Below are 16,842 nucleotides of genomic sequence, written 5' to 3'. Positions count from 1 at the left end.
ATCAAAAAACGCTTAATAACTGCCAAAAAATGGGGTAAAGCGATACTTTTTGGCTTATTCGGCAAACATCGACATGACCGAGTCGCCCTTGCTGATGCGAGAAAGGGTTTCCGCCAGAATGGGGGCTACGCTTAATTGGCGTATTTTGGCCACTTTGGTGGCTTCAGGGGTCAGTGGGATGGTATCGGTAACTACCAATTCATCTAATTCAGAGGCGGCGATACGGGCTACTGCGCCGCCAGATAAAACCGCATGGGTACAGTAGGCGGTAACACCCTTAGCGCCACGCTCTTTAAGTGCTTCGGCAGCTTTACAAAGAGTTCCGCCGGTATCGATGATGTCATCCATGATGACGCAATGACGACCTTCAACTTCACCAATCAAATGCATTACTTCAGAAACATTTGCCTTAGGGCGGCGCTTATCAATAATGGCTAAATCAGTACCGAGTTGCTTGGCCATTGCGCGAGCACGCACAACACCGCCAATATCTGGTGAGACGATGATGAGGTCTTTTTGGGTCTTCTGTGCCTCGAGGTCCGCCAAGAGAACAGGTGAGGCATATATATTGTCTACCGGGATGTCAAAGAAACCCTGAATTTGGTCAGCATGTAGATCCATGGTTAGAACACGCTCAATACCGGCAACCGATTGGAGCATATTGGCCACGATGCGCGCTGAGATTGCCACACGTGCAGAACGTGGGCGACGGTCTTGGCGGGCATAACCAAAATAAGGAATGACTGCAGTGATGCGACCAGCTGACGCACGCTTGAGCGCATCAATCATGATCATCAGCTCCATCAAGCTGTCGTTGGTTGGCGCACACGTTGATTGAATGACAACAACATTTTTACCGCGCACGTTCTCTTGAATTTCTACTTGGATCTCGCCATCAGAAAAGCGGCCTACAAAAGCTTTTCCCATTGGGAGATGAAGTTCTTTGGCGACAGCCTCAGCCAAAACAGGATTTGCGTTGCCTGTGAATAGGGTCAGTAAATCTGAGTGAGTAGAGGCAGTCATAGGATTAAGGGCTTAGTCGGGTCAAAAGGTTATCTTTATCATTTCTACAGTATTTGGCAGGGGAAGAAGGATTCGAACCTTCGCATGCTGGAATCAAAATCCAGTGCCTTAACCAGCTTGGCGATTCCCCTACAGGTCAATCTGAAGAAACCAAATTGTAAGCGGGATTCTTATTTAAGCCCCGAACAATCCGACCTACCCATCCTTTTGGAAGATTTTGCAAAAGATTATCTAGTTTTGCGGTATCGGTCTTAGGGTCTAAGACGGCAAAAACGCTACTTCCAGAACCGGACATGCGGGGCTCTGATCCCGCTACTGCCTGGCTAATCCAATCCAAAGCTTGCTTCACTTCAGGACAAATCCGCACCGCTACTGTCTGACAATCGTTTGATAATTCCGACCATGGCGACGCAAGAAAGCCATCAATTGTAATCTGAGCATGGTTTCTGGTCAAATGTGGGTCTTGAAAAATGCTTGCTGTGGCGATGCTCTGCTGGGGAAAAATCACCAAAAAATCTCGATTTTCTAGCTCAAGCCCTTGGATTTTTTCGCCAACCCCTTCTACAAAAGCATTTTGACCATAGATAAAAAAGGGCACATCGGCGCCAAGCTGGAGGCCTAGCTTGGCTAAAGTTGCTCTATCGAGTTGAAGCTTCCAAAGGGTATTTAGCCCAATCAAAGTAGTTGCTGCATCAGAGGACCCGCCACCCAACCCTGCACCCATCGGAATTTCTTTCTGAAGATCGATTTCAACCCCGCCAGGGAAGCTACAAAACTCTTTTAATAATTTGGCTGCACGAACAACTAAATCTTGTTCTGGCGGCACCTCGGGTATTGGATTGATACGACGAACTTCATTCTCTGGAATTGCTTTGAGAGAGATGGTGTCGCACCAATCAATCAGCTGAAAAACAGATTGAAGTAAGTGATAGCCATCAGCTCGGCGTCCAACGAGGTGGAGAAAAAGATTCAGCTTTGCTGGTGAGCGAAGCACCAAAATGTTGTTACTCATTCGGGTGATCGAATACCAATCGAATATCAATCGACCCAATGTTGGAGCTGCGGGTCATTGTGAGCTTATCTAGGCGCTTGTTGTTGCCCCAGGTGTAAATCAACTCCCAACCATCTTGACTAATTTTGCTCACTTGGCCTTTAGGGTTTCTTTCAACGCTGGCCTCGCTACCTGGCCTTACTTCTCCGCTGAGCCAATTTGATAGACCCCTTGCAGGCAGTGGCAGTCCTAGCGTGTTTTGAACTAAGGTATCTGCATCAATTGCAGTAACTACTTGACCATCGCGCTCTAAGGTTGCTTCGCCAGGAGTGATTGTAATTTTTGCGATCGAGCCACCAACAGGATTGCGAATTTCTAAAATATCTTTAAGTGCATCTTGAGTTAAGGTAAAGCCACCCGAGCCGCCTTGATTTTGCGATTCAGTGATGCCGATTACTTTGACTGCGAAACGCCCATCCCATGAGCCCTGAGGAGCTTGTTCCGGGGTCGACCAGTCTGGTTTTAAACGCTTTAAAGTTTCCTTAAGGGTCGGGTTGTTGGCATCTAGCTTTTGACCTTGGCGCCATATATCTTCAGCCTCAGTACGGCGGTTCATGGCCCACAGGACCTCTCCAGCATGGGCTGCAATATCGGCCTCAGGTTTCATTGTAAAAGCTTGCTGTAGTTGCTCTAATGCCAGCGTATTTTTACCGAGTCTAAAGTTGACCCAGCCTAAGCTGTCTAAGATGAAGCTATCTTTTGGGGATAGTTGATGTGCTTTGCTGATGAGCGCCAATGCTTCAGGAAGTTTGATATTGCGATCAGCTAATGAATAGCCGAGCGCGTTTAAAGTATTCGCATCGTTTGGATGCTTGCGCAAAATATCACGCAAGGTTTTTTCCATGACATCATTGCGCCCCACTTTTTCTGCAGACATGGCGTAGGAGTAAAGTAGGCCAGGATCTTTTGGCGAGACCTTGACGGTTGATGCAATTTCGTAGAAGGCGCGCAAGGCTTCGTTTTCATCTTTAGCTTTAGCCAGCAGTGCTTGCAGTTGTAATAAGGTGTTTTCTTGTTGTGCAGGAGTTTGTTGTCGTAGCAAAGTGATGGCTGGTTTAACAGCATGAGACCATTGGTTATTTAAAACAAGGAGGGTGATCAGCACTTCTTTGGGTTTTGTTTCAGAAGATGGTGATAATTCATCCCAAGTTTTTGCGGCCTGCAGCGCTAACTCAGGTGAGCCGCCGCCGATGGCGATTTCCATCGCCCTTTGAGCCAGACGAGGATCTTTGTATTGGCGAGCCATTTCCAGATAGGTGTTGTAAGCCAGTCCAGCCTCACCTCGTTGAAGTGCAATTTCTGAAGCAAGTACCTCAAATACGCCCTCTCCGCTCTGCAAACCACTTGCTTGCGCCTGGGCTTGACTTGAAAAGACTGCTCCGCTAGATAGGGCCAAAAGGAATAAGCCCAGCAAATAGGGCTTGCGTGTAAATTTGCTCATAAGCACATTCTAATCTGCGAATCTACAATCCATTTATGCCAGAACTTCCAGAAGTAGAAGTCACCAGATTAGGAATTGCCCCCCACCTTGAGGGGCGGAAGATCAGCGCCGTCAAAGTGCTGGATGGGCGCTTACGCTGGCCTGTCCCTAGCAATTTGCCTAAGATTTTGACTGGTCAAAAGGTTCAGTCGATCAAGAGGCGTGGAAAATACCTGCTTCTCGAAATGGAGACGGGCCACTTACTCATTCATTTGGGCATGACTGGGACTTTGCGGGTCTTGCCGAGCTCCGATACCTTAAAGACGCATGATCGAGTTACCTTTGAGTTTGGTGATTTGAGTCTGCGATTGCATGACCCTCGAAAATTTGGCGCCGTGCTATGGCATGCCAACACAAAAGGCCCGCTGGAGAAAAATGCGCTTTTGCAAAAATTAGGCGTTGAGCCTTTTTCAGATGAGTTCTCGGGCGAGCTGGGGGCAGATATTCTTTATAGGACATCGCGCAAACGTACCGTTGCTGTTAAGCAATTTCTATTGGCAGGACAAGCTGTCGTTGGTGTTGGCAATATTTACTGTTCTGAAAGTTTGTTTGAGGCGGGAATTCATCCTGCGAAGGAAGCAGGTAAGCTGAGCAAACCACAATGTACTCGTTTGGCAAATGCCGTAAGACTGATTCTTAAAAAAGCCATAGCCGCTGGCGGAAGCAGTTTGAAAGATTTTGTAAATAGCGAAGGTGATCCAGGCCACTTCATGGTGCAAACCAAAGTCTATGACCGCAAAGACCTGCCCTGTAAGGTTTGCAAAACGCCGATCGCGCAAATTGTTCAGGGGCAACGCTCCACCTATTTCTGTCCCCAATGTCAAAAACGCTAATCAATACTTTTTCAAAAAAGCTTATTACTTGGCATGGTGTCAGCGGCCGTTCAGGATTGCCTTGGCAGGGGAATCAGGACCCTTACGCAGTTTGGGTTTCCGAAATCATGCTACAACAAACCCAAGTTGCGACAGTACTAGAGCGATATCCTCGTTTTATGAAACGCTTTCCAACGGTCAAGAAATTAGCTGCAGCTGATATCGATGAGGTGTTGGCTGAATGGGCGGGCCTAGGCTACTACTCTCGTGCTCGAAACTTGCATGTATGTGCAAAACAGGTGATGCAGGAATTTTCTGGCAAGTTTCCAAGCGACCCAATCTTGCTTGAGCGCTTAAAGGGTATTGGTCGATCAACAGCGGGCGCCATTGCTGCTTTTGCTTTCCGAGAGCGCGCAGCAATATTGGATGCCAATGTCAAAAGAATTTTTGCACGTTTGTTTGCGGTTGAAGGTGCGATACAGGATAAAGCGGTAAATGACCGTCTATGGCAATTAGCAACCGACTTATTGCCGAGTCAATCAGAAAACATGCCGGTCTATACGCAGGCCTTAATGGATTTTGGTGCTACTTGGTGCACTGCGCGTAAGCCAGTATGCATAGGTATCGAGAAAAAATGCCCATTTGCAAAAGATTGTCAGGCGAACTTGAGTGATCAGGTTCTTGCTTTGCCGCAAAAGACACTGAAGGCAAAGTCACCAGAGTTTGACTGCGACATGCTATTGGTGAGAGCGGGAAATTTTGTTCTCCTACAAAAGCGACCTAGTAAGGCGATTTGGGGCGGACTATGGTCTTTGCCTGAGTCGCCCTGGAGACCAAGGACTGAGAGGGCTCATAAGTCCGCTCAAGGGCTCAAAGCGCTGCTTTCTATCGCATTACTAGAAGAAAATATTTCTGGTTTGCTTAAATCTTTCAAGGGATTGAAGCAAGGTAATCAAATTAAACATATCTTTACCCATCGTCGTTTATGGATGCAGATATGGGAATTGAGCTCTTCAAATACCGTGGAATTTTCTAACTCTAATTTGAAGTGGGTATCTCTTAGCCAATTAGGGCGATATGGCTTGCCGCAACCAGTTAAAGTTTTGCTGTTGGGATTGAGTCCAGCTCGCGATGGCGATCTAAAAAATTAATCTGTAGAGCAGTCAAATCTTTTTGTGCACGGAAGTGTTCGCTTATACGATTGACTAGGTAGACTGAGCGATGTTGACCGCCAGTGCAACCAATAGCTACCGTTAAATAGCTACGACCATCTGCAATATAGTGGGGTAACCATTTATCAATGAATTGAATAATGTCGCTTTCCATGCTAACTACTTCGGGAATCTTTTCTAAAAATTCTTGTACAGGCTTGTCTTTGCCGGTGAGCGGTCGCAAGACTTTATCGTAGTGCGGATTGGGCAAACAGCGCACATCAAAGACTAGATCGGCTTCGCTGGGAACACCTTTTTTGAAGCCAAAGGATTCAAAAATTACGGAAAGTCCAAAGGGTTTCTCTTTGAGGAAATCTTGGATCCACGAGCGCAGAGCGTGTGCAGGTAAATTGCTTGTATCGATACTATGGGCCTGGGCGCGCAGGGGCTCAAGTAAGTTGCGCTCTCTATCAATCGCCTCAATCAGGGTTGCTGACTGTGATTGCTGAATATTAGTTGATAAGGGGTGGCGTCTACGGGTTTCTGAAAAGCGCTGTACTAATGTATTGGTATCAGCGTTTAAGAAAACGATTCTTACTTGATGATTCCGACGCAAATTCTCTAGAATTGAAGGTAAGTCAGCGATAGTTTGGCCGCGACGCGCATCAATTGCAACTGCTACTCGTTCGCTATTCTCTTTTTCGAGGGTGGTGATGAGACTCTCAAGGAGGGAGACTGGGAGATTGTCTACGCAGTCATAACCAGCGTCCTCAAAAGCCCTGAGGGCAACTGATTTACCCGAGCCAGAGATCCCGGTAATCAGATTAATTTGCATAGCTTAGAGCAATCGCCCTTGTGACTTCACTGAGTCTGCTTCGGCATTCATTTGCATGCGTTGACGCTCAATAAATTCTTTCAGGGTATCAATGCCACGTAATTGCAAAATCGTATTGCGTACAGCAGCTTCAACTAATACCGCCAAATTTCGTCCTGCAGCCACCTGAATTTTTACAGTCCGAATTGGAATACCCAAGACATTAATATGTTGGGCTTCCAGGGGCAATCTTTCAAACTCTCCATCCGTTCTTCGAACCAACTGAACAATGAGGCGTAATTTAAGTTTGCGACGCACTGCGGTTTCACCAAAGATGGTACGAATATCTAGCAGGCCTAAGCCGCGAACCTCAAGCAAGTTTCGCAGGATGACAGGGCAACGACCTTCAATGTAGTCTGGACCAAGACGGGCAAAGTCAACAGCATCATCAGCCACTAAACCATGTCCCCGAGAAATCAGCTCCAGACCCAATTCACTTTTACCTAAACCCGAATCGCCGGTCAGTAAGACACCTAAACCCAGGATGTCCATGAAAACGCCATGCATCGTGATTTGAGGTGCACCAATTTTGGTTAGGTAGGTACGAAGATGGTCAATCACCTCTGCCGCAGAGATTTGCGTTGTAAATAAGGGAGTGGAAGAGCGTTGACAAAAGAGTTGAAGATCTGCATCTGCAGTCTTGCCGTCGGCCACAATCACACATGGCGGTGTCCTGGAGATTAAGTTGGCGATCTGCTCTTGTCTTTGTTGGGCTTCTAGCGCAGCATGGTAGTCCACTTCTTGCTCACCAAAAATTTGGATACGACTTGGGTGAATCAGATTTAAGTGACCCACTAAGTCTGAGCTAGCTGCAGCTGCCTTGACTGCCTCAGCTGGGAAAGTGCGATCTGCGCCTTCTAGTCCGCCAATCCAGGAAAGCTTGAGATCTGAAACGTTGTCATCAAAAATCTGCTGCGCAGTTACTCCCTCAAGGAGCAAAGGTTGAATCATTTTGCTGTACCCCATTGTTGTAAAAGCTCGCACACTTTTAGTGGGTCATCTGTAGAAGATAGGAATTGACGGGTATCCGCATCAGACAATAGTTGTGCGATGGAGGACAAAATTTCTAAATGCTGTTGAGTTGCCTTTTCAGGAACCAATAAAAAAATCAGAATCGCTACTGGTTCGCCATCAGGAGCGGCAAATTCAATTGGATTTGTTAGCCTCATGAAGGCAGCGCTTGGTTGTTTTAAGCCCTTAACTCGTCCATGGGGGATTGCAACCCCAGCACCAAGTGCAGTGGATCCTAAATCCTCACGTGCATTCAGGAAAGCCACCACAGAGGCAGCATCAATTCCTACTTTTTGAGAGAACAGATCTCCGGCTGCTGCAAATGCATCAGCCCTGCTTGTAGCGGGGTTGCCTAATGCAATGCAGTCAGGAGTAAAAAGATTGGTCAGGGCATTCATTGAATTGATTATAGGTGTCCTGACGATAGGGATTACTCAAATCGTTTTTCGTGATGATGATCTTGGATCTTTTCTTTGTGTTTTACAACTTGGCGCTCTAGCTTATCTACCACGGCATCCATGGCGTGGTAGAGGTCGGCGTTATGAGCTTCGGCAAATAATTCTTTGCCCTTGAGATGAATAGTAATTTCGGCACTCTGACGCAGTTCTTTCTCTTTGGCGTTATCAACCACAAGAAAAGCAGAGGCATCGATTACATGGTCAAAGTGCTTACGAATTTTGGCCATCCCAGCCTCAAGGTGTGATCGCATTGCTGGGGTTACTTCCAGATGGCGGCTATTAATTTTCAGATTCATCAGCATCTCCTCTTATAAACGCGTGCGCATGCTCAAGCCTAGGGTGCGCCGCAAGCCCCTGAAATCGTTTGAGTGGTATTTTGGGAAAGAAACTTCATGAACCTCCAGCGTATCAGCGAATTTACTGAAAACCAAGAGGGAAAAGCATTTTTATTAGTTAAACAGCCCAGAAGGCCGCCTAGATTACATCCGGAAGTTTTCGCCTAGATAGACCCTGCGGACGGCATCGTTTCGGATAATTTCATCTGGCTTGCCTTCAGCCAAGACGCTACCTTCGCTGATGATGTAGGCGTGGTCGCAAATGCCTAGAGTTTCCCGAACGTTATGGTCGGTAATGAGTACGCCGATCTGGCGGTCTCTCAAGAATCGTACGATGCGCTGAATTTCCCCAACGGCAATCGGGTCAACACCAGCAAATGGCTCGTCTAGCAAGATGAACTTGGGCTGAGATGCTAAGGCTCTGGCAATCTCAACCCTGCGACGTTCTCCCCCAGAAAGGGAGAGGGCTGGGTTGTTTCGCAGGTGGCTAATTTGTAGTTCACCTAAGAGTTCATCTAGACGGCTCGCAATTTCAGCTTTAGTTAGCGGTTTGCCACCCTGTGCTTGCAGTTCGAGGACGGCTTGAATATTTTCAGCAACATTGAGTTTTCTGAAAACCGAAGCTTCTTGGGGGAGATAAGACAAACCCATGCGAGCTCGCTCATGAATGGGTAAATGCGTGATGTCAGCACCATCCAAAATAATATTGCCACCATCAAGGGGAACCAAGCCAACAATCATGTAAAACGAAGTTGTTTTACCTGCACCATTGGGCCCGAGCAAACCGACGACTTCGCCACATTTCACTTCTATGGAAACATCACGAACTACTGTTCTGGAGCCATATCGCTTTTGTAGCTTGTGAGCACTTAGGGTTGCTGGGCTATTGGTTTGAGCTGAATCCGTTGTCATTTCTCTAATGTAGCTTTTCGTCTTGGTGAAAGGATTGCTCTAGCTAAAGGCAAATCATCCGGCTTTGCATCTGCTGGAGGCGTCACCCGATAGTACTGCTTTACATCATCGTACTCAATTTTCCAGCCGCGTAATTGGTCTAGCATTTGCATATTCAGTAGGCGCTTGAGGCTAGCGTCTCCTGTTAGTGTCAGAAATTCGGTTTTAGCGTTGTAAGTAACCTGATGGGCAAGGCCCTGCATAAATTCATCTGCGGAACCTTCGCGACGCTGTCTGAAACTGGCCGTGTCATCTGGCGCTCCTTTAACGTCAACAAACTCATAGCCTTCGGGGTCAACTTGAATATGACCCTCTTCACCGGTTACAAGAATGCTGCCTTTGATCAGCAGCACTTGACCATTGAGATCATAGATTTGTTTGACGTCATTTACGGAAACTTTTTCCGCCTCAAGAATAATAGGTTTATCTTGATCCGCTTTTTCTGCATGGACAAATCCAGCAAGCCCTAAGCCAAGCACCAAAATAAAAGCAATTGAGTTGAGCGAAGTGCTGCCTCTAGCGATCATTTACTGATTCCCTCGCGGTGCTCGCTCAATGCGCCCCTTCACTTGACCGGAGAGTGTCATGCTTTGTTCGACATTATTAAAAACGCCGCCTTCAGTGGAATGCATCACAGACATACCTTGCTCAAGCGTAATAGGCCTATCGGTTTCGATAATGTCATCATTAATAAGCACCTTAAAATAGCTTGAAGATGCCAACATACGAAGGGTGGCTGGTTCCGTCACTGTAGCCGCCTGCGCAGGTCGAAAGATGGTGGCGTTATCGATAAGATCCAGAACTGTGAGATCTCCATCAAGATGACCGGTATCAGATTTGACTGTTACTGGTGCCTTATCGAGCTGAAAGAGGCGCATACGAGGAGTCAAAATATCGATTGAGGCGTCATCATCATAGTGAGTCACTTGTTTCCCCAAAATTCGATACTTAGTATTACCAAGTTCATTCAATGCAGAGAGAGCCCCATCATGAATGGTGTAATCGGGCTCGTGCAGTCTCGCGCGTTCAAGCGCAGACTTTTCAGGGGGCGTATTTTTTCGTACCAACCAAAAAGTTGCTAGGGTTAATGCGCTCATCAAAATCAAGGGCATCAGTCGCAATAGAGTGCGCCCAATGCCAAGTTTGATCTGTTGAGAATTCAATTGCATTGATTAGTTACGCGCTTTATTGAGCAGATCATCATAGCGGTTTTGTGACTTTAGGATGAGGTCACAAACTTCTCGTACAGCGCTATTACCACCACTATTGTTGGTTACAAAATGTGCGAATTCTTTAACCGCCTCATGACCTTGCGCTGGACAGATCCTCAATCCAGCACTTTTCATCATCTGCAAGTCTGGCCAATCATCGCCCATGACAGCGCAGTCTGAGGCAGAAAGATTCAGGGATTTAACAACCTGATCCAAGGCAAGGGCTTTATTTTCTACGCCCATATGCACCTGTTTAATCCCTAGCTCTTCACAGCGAGCTAAAACCATCTTTGTATTTCTGCCGGTGATGATGGCTGTTGGTATCCCGCATTGCTCTAACAATTTAATGCCCAGACCATCCTGAATATCAAATGCTTTGAGTGACTCTTTGCCATCGCTCCCAATCCATACTTGCCCGTTGGTTAAAACGCCATCGACATCTAAAACCAATAGCTTAACTTTGCTGGCACGATCCCACGCTTGCGGATATTGAGTGAGAGGATTGGTTTGATGGGTATTAAAAGCGCTAGGCATAGAGAATCAACTAGATTGGGGGCTAAATAACTTTTGCTGCAAATAAGTCATGGAGATTGAGCGCGCCTAATAGTTGGCCATTGCTGTCGGTAACCACTAAGTGGTTAATGCGATGCTTTTCCATCATCTCAATAGCCTCTTCTGCAAGCAACTCCGGTGGAATAGTACGCGGACCAGGTGTAGTGGCAGTTTTCAAGGTAATGCCATCTAGATTGGTTTTCTTCTCCAATAAGCGACGCAGATCACCATCAGTCAAAATTCCGAATACCTTTTTGTCTTTATCTAGGGCGACTACCATCCCCATCCGTTTAGCGGTCATCTCTAGCAAAGCATCTTGCAGCGAGGCTTCAACAGAAATTTTAGGAGTGTCATCAAAGCTACGCATCACCTCGCTAACGTGCATCAGTTGTTTGCGACCTAGTCTGCCACCTGGATGTGAGCGAATGAAATCTTCCGCTTCAAAACCTCTTGCATCTAAGAGTGCCACAGCCAGTGCATCACCCATTGCTAAAGCTGCAGTGGTGCTCGTTGTTGGTGCAAGGTTGAGTGGGCAAGCTTCTTTCTCGACACTAGTGTCGAGATGTGCGTCTGCTAATTTTGCAAGGGATGAGCTCGGCGCTCCAGTCAGGGCAATGAGTTTTGCCCCTGTGCGCTTAACGATCGGAACGATAGTTAATAGTTCCTCAGTCTCACCAGAGTTTGAGAGGGCAACAAAAACATCATCCCTTGTCACCATCCCTAAGTCACCATGACTTGCTTCGGCAGGGTGGACAAAAAAAGCAGGGGATCCAGTGGAAGCAAAGGTGGCAGCAATTTTGCGGGCGATATGCCCAGATTTGCCGATTCCAGAAACAACGATTCTGCCTTTGCAACCATGAAGCAGTTCAACTGCAAGAACTAGTGCATCAGCATTAGCCCCTTCAAGGCGGTCGCGCATGGTTTGCAGTGCAGCAGCCTCAATCGTGAGGGTGTCGCGCGCAAGCTTTAGGGTTCGTTCACGAGTCTTAGCTATCATCGAGTAAGTATATGCCGTCAGTCCTTCAGTTAACTCTCATTCTCTTGGCCTCTGGTGTGGCCGGAGTGGTTATTTTCCGCTATTTTGGCTTACCCCCTATTTTGGGCTATTTAGCCATTGGGGTGCTGATTGGTCCGAATGCCTTGGGCTTAGCGAGTGACTCGGCCACAGTCCATTATTTGGCTGAATTTGGGGTAGTTTTCTTGATGTTCTCGATTGGCCTGGAATTTAACCTGCATAAGCTGCGGGCGATGCGTAAGATCGTATTTGGCCTTGGAGCTAGTCAGGTGGCCTTGACAATGTTCTTGGCAGTCCCAGCCAGCCTCCTGATGAACTGGATTTACCCTATCTCTTGGTATGCAGCTATTGCCCTGGGTGGAGCTTTGGCCATGTCATCTACCGCGATTGTGACCAAACTTATTTCTGATCGCGCGGAATTAGAGACCGAGCACGGCCGTAATGTTGTTGGTATTTTGCTGTTCCAGGATTTGGCAGTGGTCTTCTTGTTGATTCTGTTGCCATCACTAGGCAAGAATTCGGCAGACTTATTTGTTGCTCTAACAACGGCAGCAATTAAGATTACTGTGGCATTAGTCCTGATTTTCTTTATTGGTCAAACGCTGATGAGTCGCTGGTTCAGGTTGGTAGCCAAGTTGCGCTCTCAAGAATTATTCATGCTCAATCTCCTATTGATTGTCTTGGGTATGGCAGGGCTAACCGAGCACTTTGGTTTGTCTTTGGCCTTAGGGGCTTTCTTGGCAGGTATGTTGATTTCAGAAACACCATATCGCCACCAGGTCGAAGAAGACGTTAAACCCTTCCGCGATGTGTTGCTTGGACTGTTCTTTATTACGATTGGCATGCTGCTGGATTTCAATGTGATTTACGAACAGTGGATGTTGGTTCTAGCCTTATTAATAGGCCCTCTGGTGTTTAAGTTTGGCTTGATCGCAGTGCTTTCTAAAGCCTTTGGCTCAAGCACGGGCATCTCAATCCGAACGGGCCTATGCCTGGCTCAAGCGGGTGAATTTGGATTCGTTTTACTCACTCAAATTGATGGCTTGGATTTAATTGATCCAACCTTAAGTCAAGCAGTATTGGCAGCAATGCTGTTATCGATGTTCTGCGCACCTTTCTTAATTGAATACAGCGATCGTATTGCCATGCGGTTTTCTAGTAATGAATGGTTATTGCAATCACTTGCTTTGACGCGCGTTGCAGCCAAGAGTGTACGTAATGAAAACCACGTAGTGATTTGTGGATTTGGGCGCTCAGGCCAAAGTTTGGCACGCATGCTCGATCAAGAAAAAATTCCTTACATTGCCTTGGATTTAGATCCTGATCGGGTCAAAGAAGCGGCCGCCGCTGGTGACAACGTTGTCTATGGCGATGCTAGTCGTGAAAATTATTTGATTGCCGCTGGTTTATCTAGAGCAAAAGCGGTAGTTATTACCTATGCCGATACTGGAGCAAGTTTGCGAGTATTGCGACAGGTTGAGCATCTGCGCCCGGGAATGACAGTATTGGTGCGCACTAGAGATGATGCCGATATTGCTAAATTGCAAGCGGCTGGTGCCACTGAAGTTATTCCTGAGTTGATTGAGGGTAGTCTCATGATTGCCTCCCATGTTTTGCTGATCATGGGCGTTCCGATGCGCAAGGTGGTTCGACGCATTACTACTGCTCGTGAAGAGCGTTACAGCCTATTGAGGGGTTACTTCCGCGGTTCGGCTGATAATGACTTTGGGTCCAATGAGTCTTGGCGTTTACATTCAATTACTTTGTTGCCGCACTCACAGGCAGTTGGCAAAACCCTGGGCGAGCTCGACCTTGAGAATGAAGGCGTTAGTGTTCAGGCAGTGCGTCGCAAAGGTCGAAATGCCGATTATGTGAAGTTAGATCCTAGTCCTGACTTGCAGTTGGAAGCCAATGATATTTTGGTGATCTCAGGTAATTCAGAGGCAACCGATTTAGCTGAGGCTAAGTTACTCTGAGATCAATCAATCGCGTTTATTACTGCGATTATTTTTTCTTCTTAGCGGCAACAAGTTTTCGGGTTAGTAATGGCGCCAAGTAGTGGCCAGTAAAGCTAGATTCATTTTTTGCGACATCTTCCGGTGTTCCAGTGGCAATAATTTGTCCACCACCGGCGCCTCCTTTAGGGCCTAGATCAATAATCCAGTCCGCAGTCTTAATGACATCTAAGTTGTGCTCAATGATGACGATAGTATTACCTTGTTTCTTCAATGTTTGAATCACCGTCAATAACAGTTGAATGTCATGGAAATGTAAGCCAGTGGTCGGCTCATCCAAAATGTATAGGGTTCTGCCCGTATCTCGTTTTGATAGCTCAAGAGAAAGCTTGACGCGTTGAGCCTCGCCGCCAGACAAAGTGGTAGCGCTTTGCCCAAGCTTCACATAACCAAGACCAACATCTAAGAGCGTTTTTAGTTTGCGTTTAACAACTGGAACCGCTTCAAAAAATTCATGGGCTTGCTCGATAGTCATCGAGAGTACTTCATGAATATTCTTGCCTTTGTAGCGAATGTCCAGAGTCTCACGGTTGTAACGTTTGCCATGACAAACGTCGCAAGGCACATAAACGTCAGGCAAGAAGTGCATTTCTACTTTGAGAACGCCATCACCCTCACAAGAATCGCAACGTCCACCTTTGACGTTAAAAGAAAAGCGGCCAGCCTCATAGCCACGCTCACGTGAAGCGGGAACACCGGCAAAGAGCTCACGGATAGGAGTAAATAGGCCAGTATAGGTAGCTGGATTAGAGCGCGGGGTTCTGCCAATCGGTGATTGATCAACGCTAATGACTTTGTCAAAATGCTCTAAACCTTTCATTGAATCATGCGCTGCAGGCTCTGCATTAGAGCCATAGAGGTGTTGAGCTACCGCATGGTGCAAGGTATCGTTGATGAGTGTAGATTTGCCAGAGCCTGAAACTCCAGTCACGCAAGTGAGTAATCCCACTGGAATCTTGGCATGCACTGATTGCAAGTTATTGCCACGTGCACCAATGATTTCTAGGAATCGGTCATTTGCTGGAATGCGTTTTTCTGGGACTGCAATCGCTTCACGACCCGCAAGATAGGCCCCGGTAAGTGAGTTTAGATTAGCCTCAACTTCAGCAGGGGTTCCTTGAGCAACGATCTCGCCTCCATGAACACCTGCACCTGGGCCAATATCGATCACCCAATCTGAAGCGCGAATCATGTCCTCGTCATGCTCAACCACTAAGACGCTATTGCCTAAATCACGCAAGTGTTTCAGGGTTCCAATTAAGCGATCGTTGTCGCGCTGATGCAGGCCAATCGAAGGTTCATCAAGAACGTACATGACTCCAGTTAAGCCTGAGCCAATTTGGCTGGCCAGGCGAATACGCTGTGCTTCGCCGCCAGAAAGAGTATCGGCACTTCGTTCGAGCGAGAGGTAGTCAAGGCCTACGTCATTTAAGAAGCGCAGACGTGCGCCAATCTCTTTAACAATCTTGTCAGCAATTTCGCGTTTGGCACCTTTGAGTTCGAGCGTTTCAAAATATTCTTTGGCTTCTTTAAGCGGCAGAGCGCTGATTTCATAAATAGCGCGTGATTGTTTCTTCTCGCCTACTTTGACAAAGCGAGCCTCCTTACGCAAACGACTACCGCTGCACTCAGGACAGGATTGTACATTTTGATAGCGTGATAGCTCTTCGCGTACCGTCATAGAGTCAGTTTCACGATAACGACGTTCAAAGTTGGCGACGATGCCTTCAAAAGCATGTTCACGAATACTGTTTTTGCCACGCTCATTGATGTACTCAAAGGGAATAGTGACATCACCAGAACCAAGCAAGATGAGGTCTTGTTGTTTCTTGGAAAGCGTTTCAAATGGCTTCTCAACATCAAAGCCACCATGTTTTGCAAGTGTTTGCAGCAGTTTGAAGTAGAACTGATTGCGGCGATCCCAGCCCTTAATGGCGCCAGAAGCGAGTGATAAATCAGGGTGTGCAACGATGCGCTTAGGATCAAAGAAGGATTGATGTCCAAGGCCATCGCAGGATGGACAAGCGCCCATTGGATTATTGAAAGAGAAAAGACGTGGCTCTAGTTCTTGCAGGGAATAAGAGCAAACAGGGCAAGCGAATTTGCTTGAGAAGATCATCTCCTTGCCACTATCCATATCCACAATCATGGCTTTGCCATCCGCGAGACGCAGTGCTGTCTCGAATGATTCTGCGAGACGCTGCTGAATATCTGGCCGCACTTTAATACGGTCTACCACTACCTCAATCGAGTGCTTATCGTTTTTCTTTAGTGTTGGCAATTGATCTACTTCAAAAATTTCTGCTTTAGCAGCATTTGCTGTGCCGCCGCCGGAGCGTACTCGGAAGCGCACAAAGCCTTGTGCCTGCAGGTCCTGGAAGAGGTCGACGAATTCACCTTTGCGCTCGCTCACTACGGGAGCAAGAATCATCAACTTGGTATCTTCTTTCATTGCCAGCACGGTGTCGACCATTTGTGAAACGCTTTGGGCTTCTAGTGGAAGATCGTGGTCTGGGCAATGGGGTGTGCCTGCGCGCGCAAATAACAGACGTAAGTAATCGTGAATTTCAGTCACAGTGCCGACGGTTGAACGTGGGTTGTGACTGGTTGCTTTTTGCTCAATGGAAATTGCAGGCGATAGACCTTCGATCGTATCGACGTCTGGTTTTTCCATCAGCTGTAAAAACTGGCGGGCATATGCTGAGAGTGACTCCACATAACGACGTTGACCTTCGGCATACAGGGTATCAAAAGCCAAGGAGCTCTTGCCTGAACCAGATAAGCCAGTCAAGACGACTAGTTTCTCTCTAGGAATGTCTAGATTGATGTTTTTGAGGTTGTGGGTGCGGGCACCGCGGATCTTGATTTCGTTATTCATGATTTTTTTGTGTAACTTGTTAATA

General features: G+C 47.0%; 16 protein-coding genes and 1 tRNA gene. 3 read left to right on the top strand and 14 right to left on the bottom strand.

Annotated elements, in window-relative coordinates; translation table 11 throughout:
- Nucleotides 1–54: 54 nt before the first annotated feature.
- From AOC07_RS08530 to AOC07_RS08515, 4 genes are all read right to left on the bottom strand, one after another.
- Complete coding sequence (locus tag AOC07_RS08530) at nt 55–1,023, bottom strand: ribose-phosphate pyrophosphokinase (protein WP_215293227.1); 969 nt, start codon at nt 1,021–1,023, stop codon at nt 55–57.
- Between the two features lie 54 nt (nt 1,024–1,077).
- Nucleotides 1,078–1,154: transfer RNA gene (locus AOC07_RS08525), tRNA-Gln, on the bottom strand.
- Between the two features lie 5 nt (nt 1,155–1,159).
- The gene (gene ispE / locus AOC07_RS08520; protein ID WP_215357532.1) at nt 1,160–2,035 is read right to left on the bottom strand and encodes a 4-(cytidine 5'-diphospho)-2-C-methyl-D-erythritol kinase; all 876 of its coding nucleotides are present in this window, start codon (nt 2,033–2,035) and stop codon (nt 1,160–1,162) included.
- The gene (locus AOC07_RS08515; protein WP_215357531.1) at nt 2,028–3,515 is read right to left on the bottom strand and encodes a lipoprotein insertase outer membrane protein LolB; all 1,488 of its coding nucleotides are present in this window, start codon (nt 3,513–3,515) and stop codon (nt 2,028–2,030) included. The genes ispE and AOC07_RS08515 overlap by 8 nt, the downstream gene beginning before the upstream one ends.
- A gap of 35 nt (nt 3,516–3,550) precedes the next feature.
- Here AOC07_RS08515 and mutM point away from each other — a divergent pair, with 35 nt between their 5' ends.
- Entirely contained in the window at nt 3,551–4,387 is an 837-nt protein-coding gene (mutM, locus tag AOC07_RS08510; protein ID WP_215357530.1) for a bifunctional DNA-formamidopyrimidine glycosylase/DNA-(apurinic or apyrimidinic site) lyase, read from the top strand.
- Nucleotides 4,372–5,517 (top strand): A/G-specific adenine glycosylase, encoded by a 1,146-nt coding sequence (mutY, locus tag AOC07_RS08505; protein ID WP_215357529.1) that lies wholly within the window; start codon nt 4,372–4,374, stop codon nt 5,515–5,517. The genes mutM and mutY overlap by 16 nt, the downstream gene beginning before the upstream one ends.
- Here mutY and rapZ read toward each other — a convergent pair.
- The 9 genes from rapZ to AOC07_RS08460 all read right to left on the bottom strand — a co-directional run bounded on the left by rapZ (nt 5,462) and on the right by AOC07_RS08460 (nt 11,906).
- The gene (gene rapZ / locus AOC07_RS08500) at nt 5,462–6,352 is read right to left on the bottom strand and encodes an RNase adapter RapZ (protein ID WP_215357527.1); all 891 of its coding nucleotides are present in this window, start codon (nt 6,350–6,352) and stop codon (nt 5,462–5,464) included. The genes mutY and rapZ overlap by 56 nt on opposite strands.
- A gap of 3 nt (nt 6,353–6,355) precedes the next feature.
- Nucleotides 6,356–7,330 (bottom strand): HPr(Ser) kinase/phosphatase, encoded by a 975-nt coding sequence (gene hprK, locus AOC07_RS08495; RefSeq protein ID WP_215294367.1) that lies wholly within the window; start codon nt 7,328–7,330, stop codon nt 6,356–6,358.
- Nucleotides 7,331–7,338: 8 nt separating this feature from the next.
- Entirely contained in the window at nt 7,339–7,800 is a 462-nt protein-coding gene (locus tag AOC07_RS08490) for a PTS sugar transporter subunit IIA (protein WP_215293215.1), read from the bottom strand.
- A gap of 32 nt (nt 7,801–7,832) precedes the next feature.
- Nucleotides 7,833–8,156, bottom strand: coding sequence for a ribosome hibernation-promoting factor, HPF/YfiA family (hpf, locus tag AOC07_RS08485; RefSeq protein ID WP_215293213.1), 324 nt, complete (start codon nt 8,154–8,156; stop codon nt 7,833–7,835).
- Nucleotides 8,157–8,339: 183 nt separating this feature from the next.
- The gene (gene lptB, locus AOC07_RS08480) at nt 8,340–9,107 is read right to left on the bottom strand and encodes an LPS export ABC transporter ATP-binding protein (protein WP_215293211.1); all 768 of its coding nucleotides are present in this window, start codon (nt 9,105–9,107) and stop codon (nt 8,340–8,342) included.
- On the bottom strand, nt 9,104–9,673 hold the full coding sequence (gene lptA, locus AOC07_RS08475; RefSeq protein WP_215293209.1) for a lipopolysaccharide transport periplasmic protein LptA: 570 nt from the start codon (nt 9,671–9,673) through the stop codon (nt 9,104–9,106). Before lptA ends, lptB begins: the two co-directional genes overlap by 4 nt.
- Nucleotides 9,674–10,315: an LPS export ABC transporter periplasmic protein LptC gene (gene lptC, locus AOC07_RS08470; RefSeq protein ID WP_215357525.1), complete on the bottom strand. Its 642-nt coding sequence runs from the start codon at nt 10,313–10,315 to the stop codon at nt 9,674–9,676.
- 3 nt (nt 10,316–10,318) lie between these two features.
- Nucleotides 10,319–10,891: an HAD family hydrolase gene (locus tag AOC07_RS08465; RefSeq protein WP_215357524.1), complete on the bottom strand. Its 573-nt coding sequence runs from the start codon at nt 10,889–10,891 to the stop codon at nt 10,319–10,321.
- A 22-nt stretch (nt 10,892–10,913) separates the two neighbouring features.
- Complete coding sequence (locus tag AOC07_RS08460) at nt 10,914–11,906, bottom strand: SIS domain-containing protein (protein WP_215293203.1); 993 nt, start codon at nt 11,904–11,906, stop codon at nt 10,914–10,916.
- A gap of 11 nt (nt 11,907–11,917) precedes the next feature.
- Here AOC07_RS08460 and AOC07_RS08455 point away from each other — a divergent pair, with 11 nt between their 5' ends.
- Nucleotides 11,918–13,900 carry a monovalent cation:proton antiporter family protein gene (locus AOC07_RS08455; RefSeq protein ID WP_215357523.1) on the top strand — a complete coding sequence of 661 codons (1,983 nt, stop codon included), beginning with the start codon at nt 11,918–11,920 and terminating at the stop codon, nt 13,898–13,900.
- Nucleotides 13,901–13,928: 28 nt separating this feature from the next.
- Here the strand turns inward: AOC07_RS08455 and uvrA are convergent, their stop codons facing one another.
- Entirely contained in the window at nt 13,929–16,817 is a 2,889-nt protein-coding gene (gene uvrA / locus AOC07_RS08450; protein WP_215357522.1) for an excinuclease ABC subunit UvrA, read from the bottom strand.
- Nucleotides 16,818–16,842 lie beyond the last annotated feature (25 nt).

The sequence above is a fragment of the Polynucleobacter sp. UB-Raua-W9 genome (assembly GCF_018687435.1).
In the GTDB taxonomy this organism is placed as follows: domain Bacteria; phylum Pseudomonadota; class Gammaproteobacteria; order Burkholderiales; family Burkholderiaceae; genus Polynucleobacter.
Note: the sequence above shows the minus strand (reverse complement) of the source record. Positions and strands in the feature narration are given on the sequence as shown.

What these genes read in the sequence shown, in the direction of transcription:
- AOC07_RS08530 (WP_215293227.1), bottom strand. Translation starts at nt 1,023, where the DNA reads ATGACTGCCTCTACTCACTCAGATTTACTGACCCTATTCACAGGCAAC.
- ispE (WP_215357532.1), bottom strand. Translation starts at nt 2,035, where the DNA reads ATGAGTAACAACATTTTGGTGCTTCGCTCACCAGCAAAGCTGAATCTT.
- AOC07_RS08515 (WP_215357531.1), bottom strand. Translation starts at nt 3,515, where the DNA reads ATGAGCAAATTTACACGCAAGCCCTATTTGCTGGGCTTATTCCTTTTG.
- mutM (WP_215357530.1), top strand. Translation starts at nt 3,551, where the DNA reads ATGCCAGAACTTCCAGAAGTAGAAGTCACCAGATTAGGAATTGCCCCC.
- mutY (WP_215357529.1), top strand. Translation starts at nt 4,372, where the DNA reads ATGTCAAAAACGCTAATCAATACTTTTTCAAAAAAGCTTATTACTTGG.
- rapZ (WP_215357527.1), bottom strand. Translation starts at nt 6,352, where the DNA reads ATGCAAATTAATCTGATTACCGGGATCTCTGGCTCGGGTAAATCAGTT.
- AOC07_RS08490 (WP_215293215.1), bottom strand. Translation starts at nt 7,800, where the DNA reads ATGAATGCCCTGACCAATCTTTTTACTCCTGACTGCATTGCATTAGGC.
- hpf (WP_215293213.1), bottom strand. Translation starts at nt 8,156, where the DNA reads ATGAATCTGAAAATTAATAGCCGCCATCTGGAAGTAACCCCAGCAATG.
- lptB (WP_215293211.1), bottom strand. Translation starts at nt 9,107, where the DNA reads ATGACAACGGATTCAGCTCAAACCAATAGCCCAGCAACCCTAAGTGCT.
- lptA (WP_215293209.1), bottom strand. Translation starts at nt 9,673, where the DNA reads ATGATCGCTAGAGGCAGCACTTCGCTCAACTCAATTGCTTTTATTTTG.
- lptC (WP_215357525.1), bottom strand. Translation starts at nt 10,315, where the DNA reads ATGCAATTGAATTCTCAACAGATCAAACTTGGCATTGGGCGCACTCTA.
- AOC07_RS08465 (WP_215357524.1), bottom strand. Translation starts at nt 10,891, where the DNA reads ATGCCTAGCGCTTTTAATACCCATCAAACCAATCCTCTCACTCAATAT.
- AOC07_RS08460 (WP_215293203.1), bottom strand. Translation starts at nt 11,906, where the DNA reads ATGATAGCTAAGACTCGTGAACGAACCCTAAAGCTTGCGCGCGACACC.
- AOC07_RS08455 (WP_215357523.1), top strand. Translation starts at nt 11,918, where the DNA reads ATGCCGTCAGTCCTTCAGTTAACTCTCATTCTCTTGGCCTCTGGTGTG.
- uvrA (WP_215357522.1), bottom strand. Translation starts at nt 16,817, where the DNA reads ATGAATAACGAAATCAAGATCCGCGGTGCCCGCACCCACAACCTCAAA.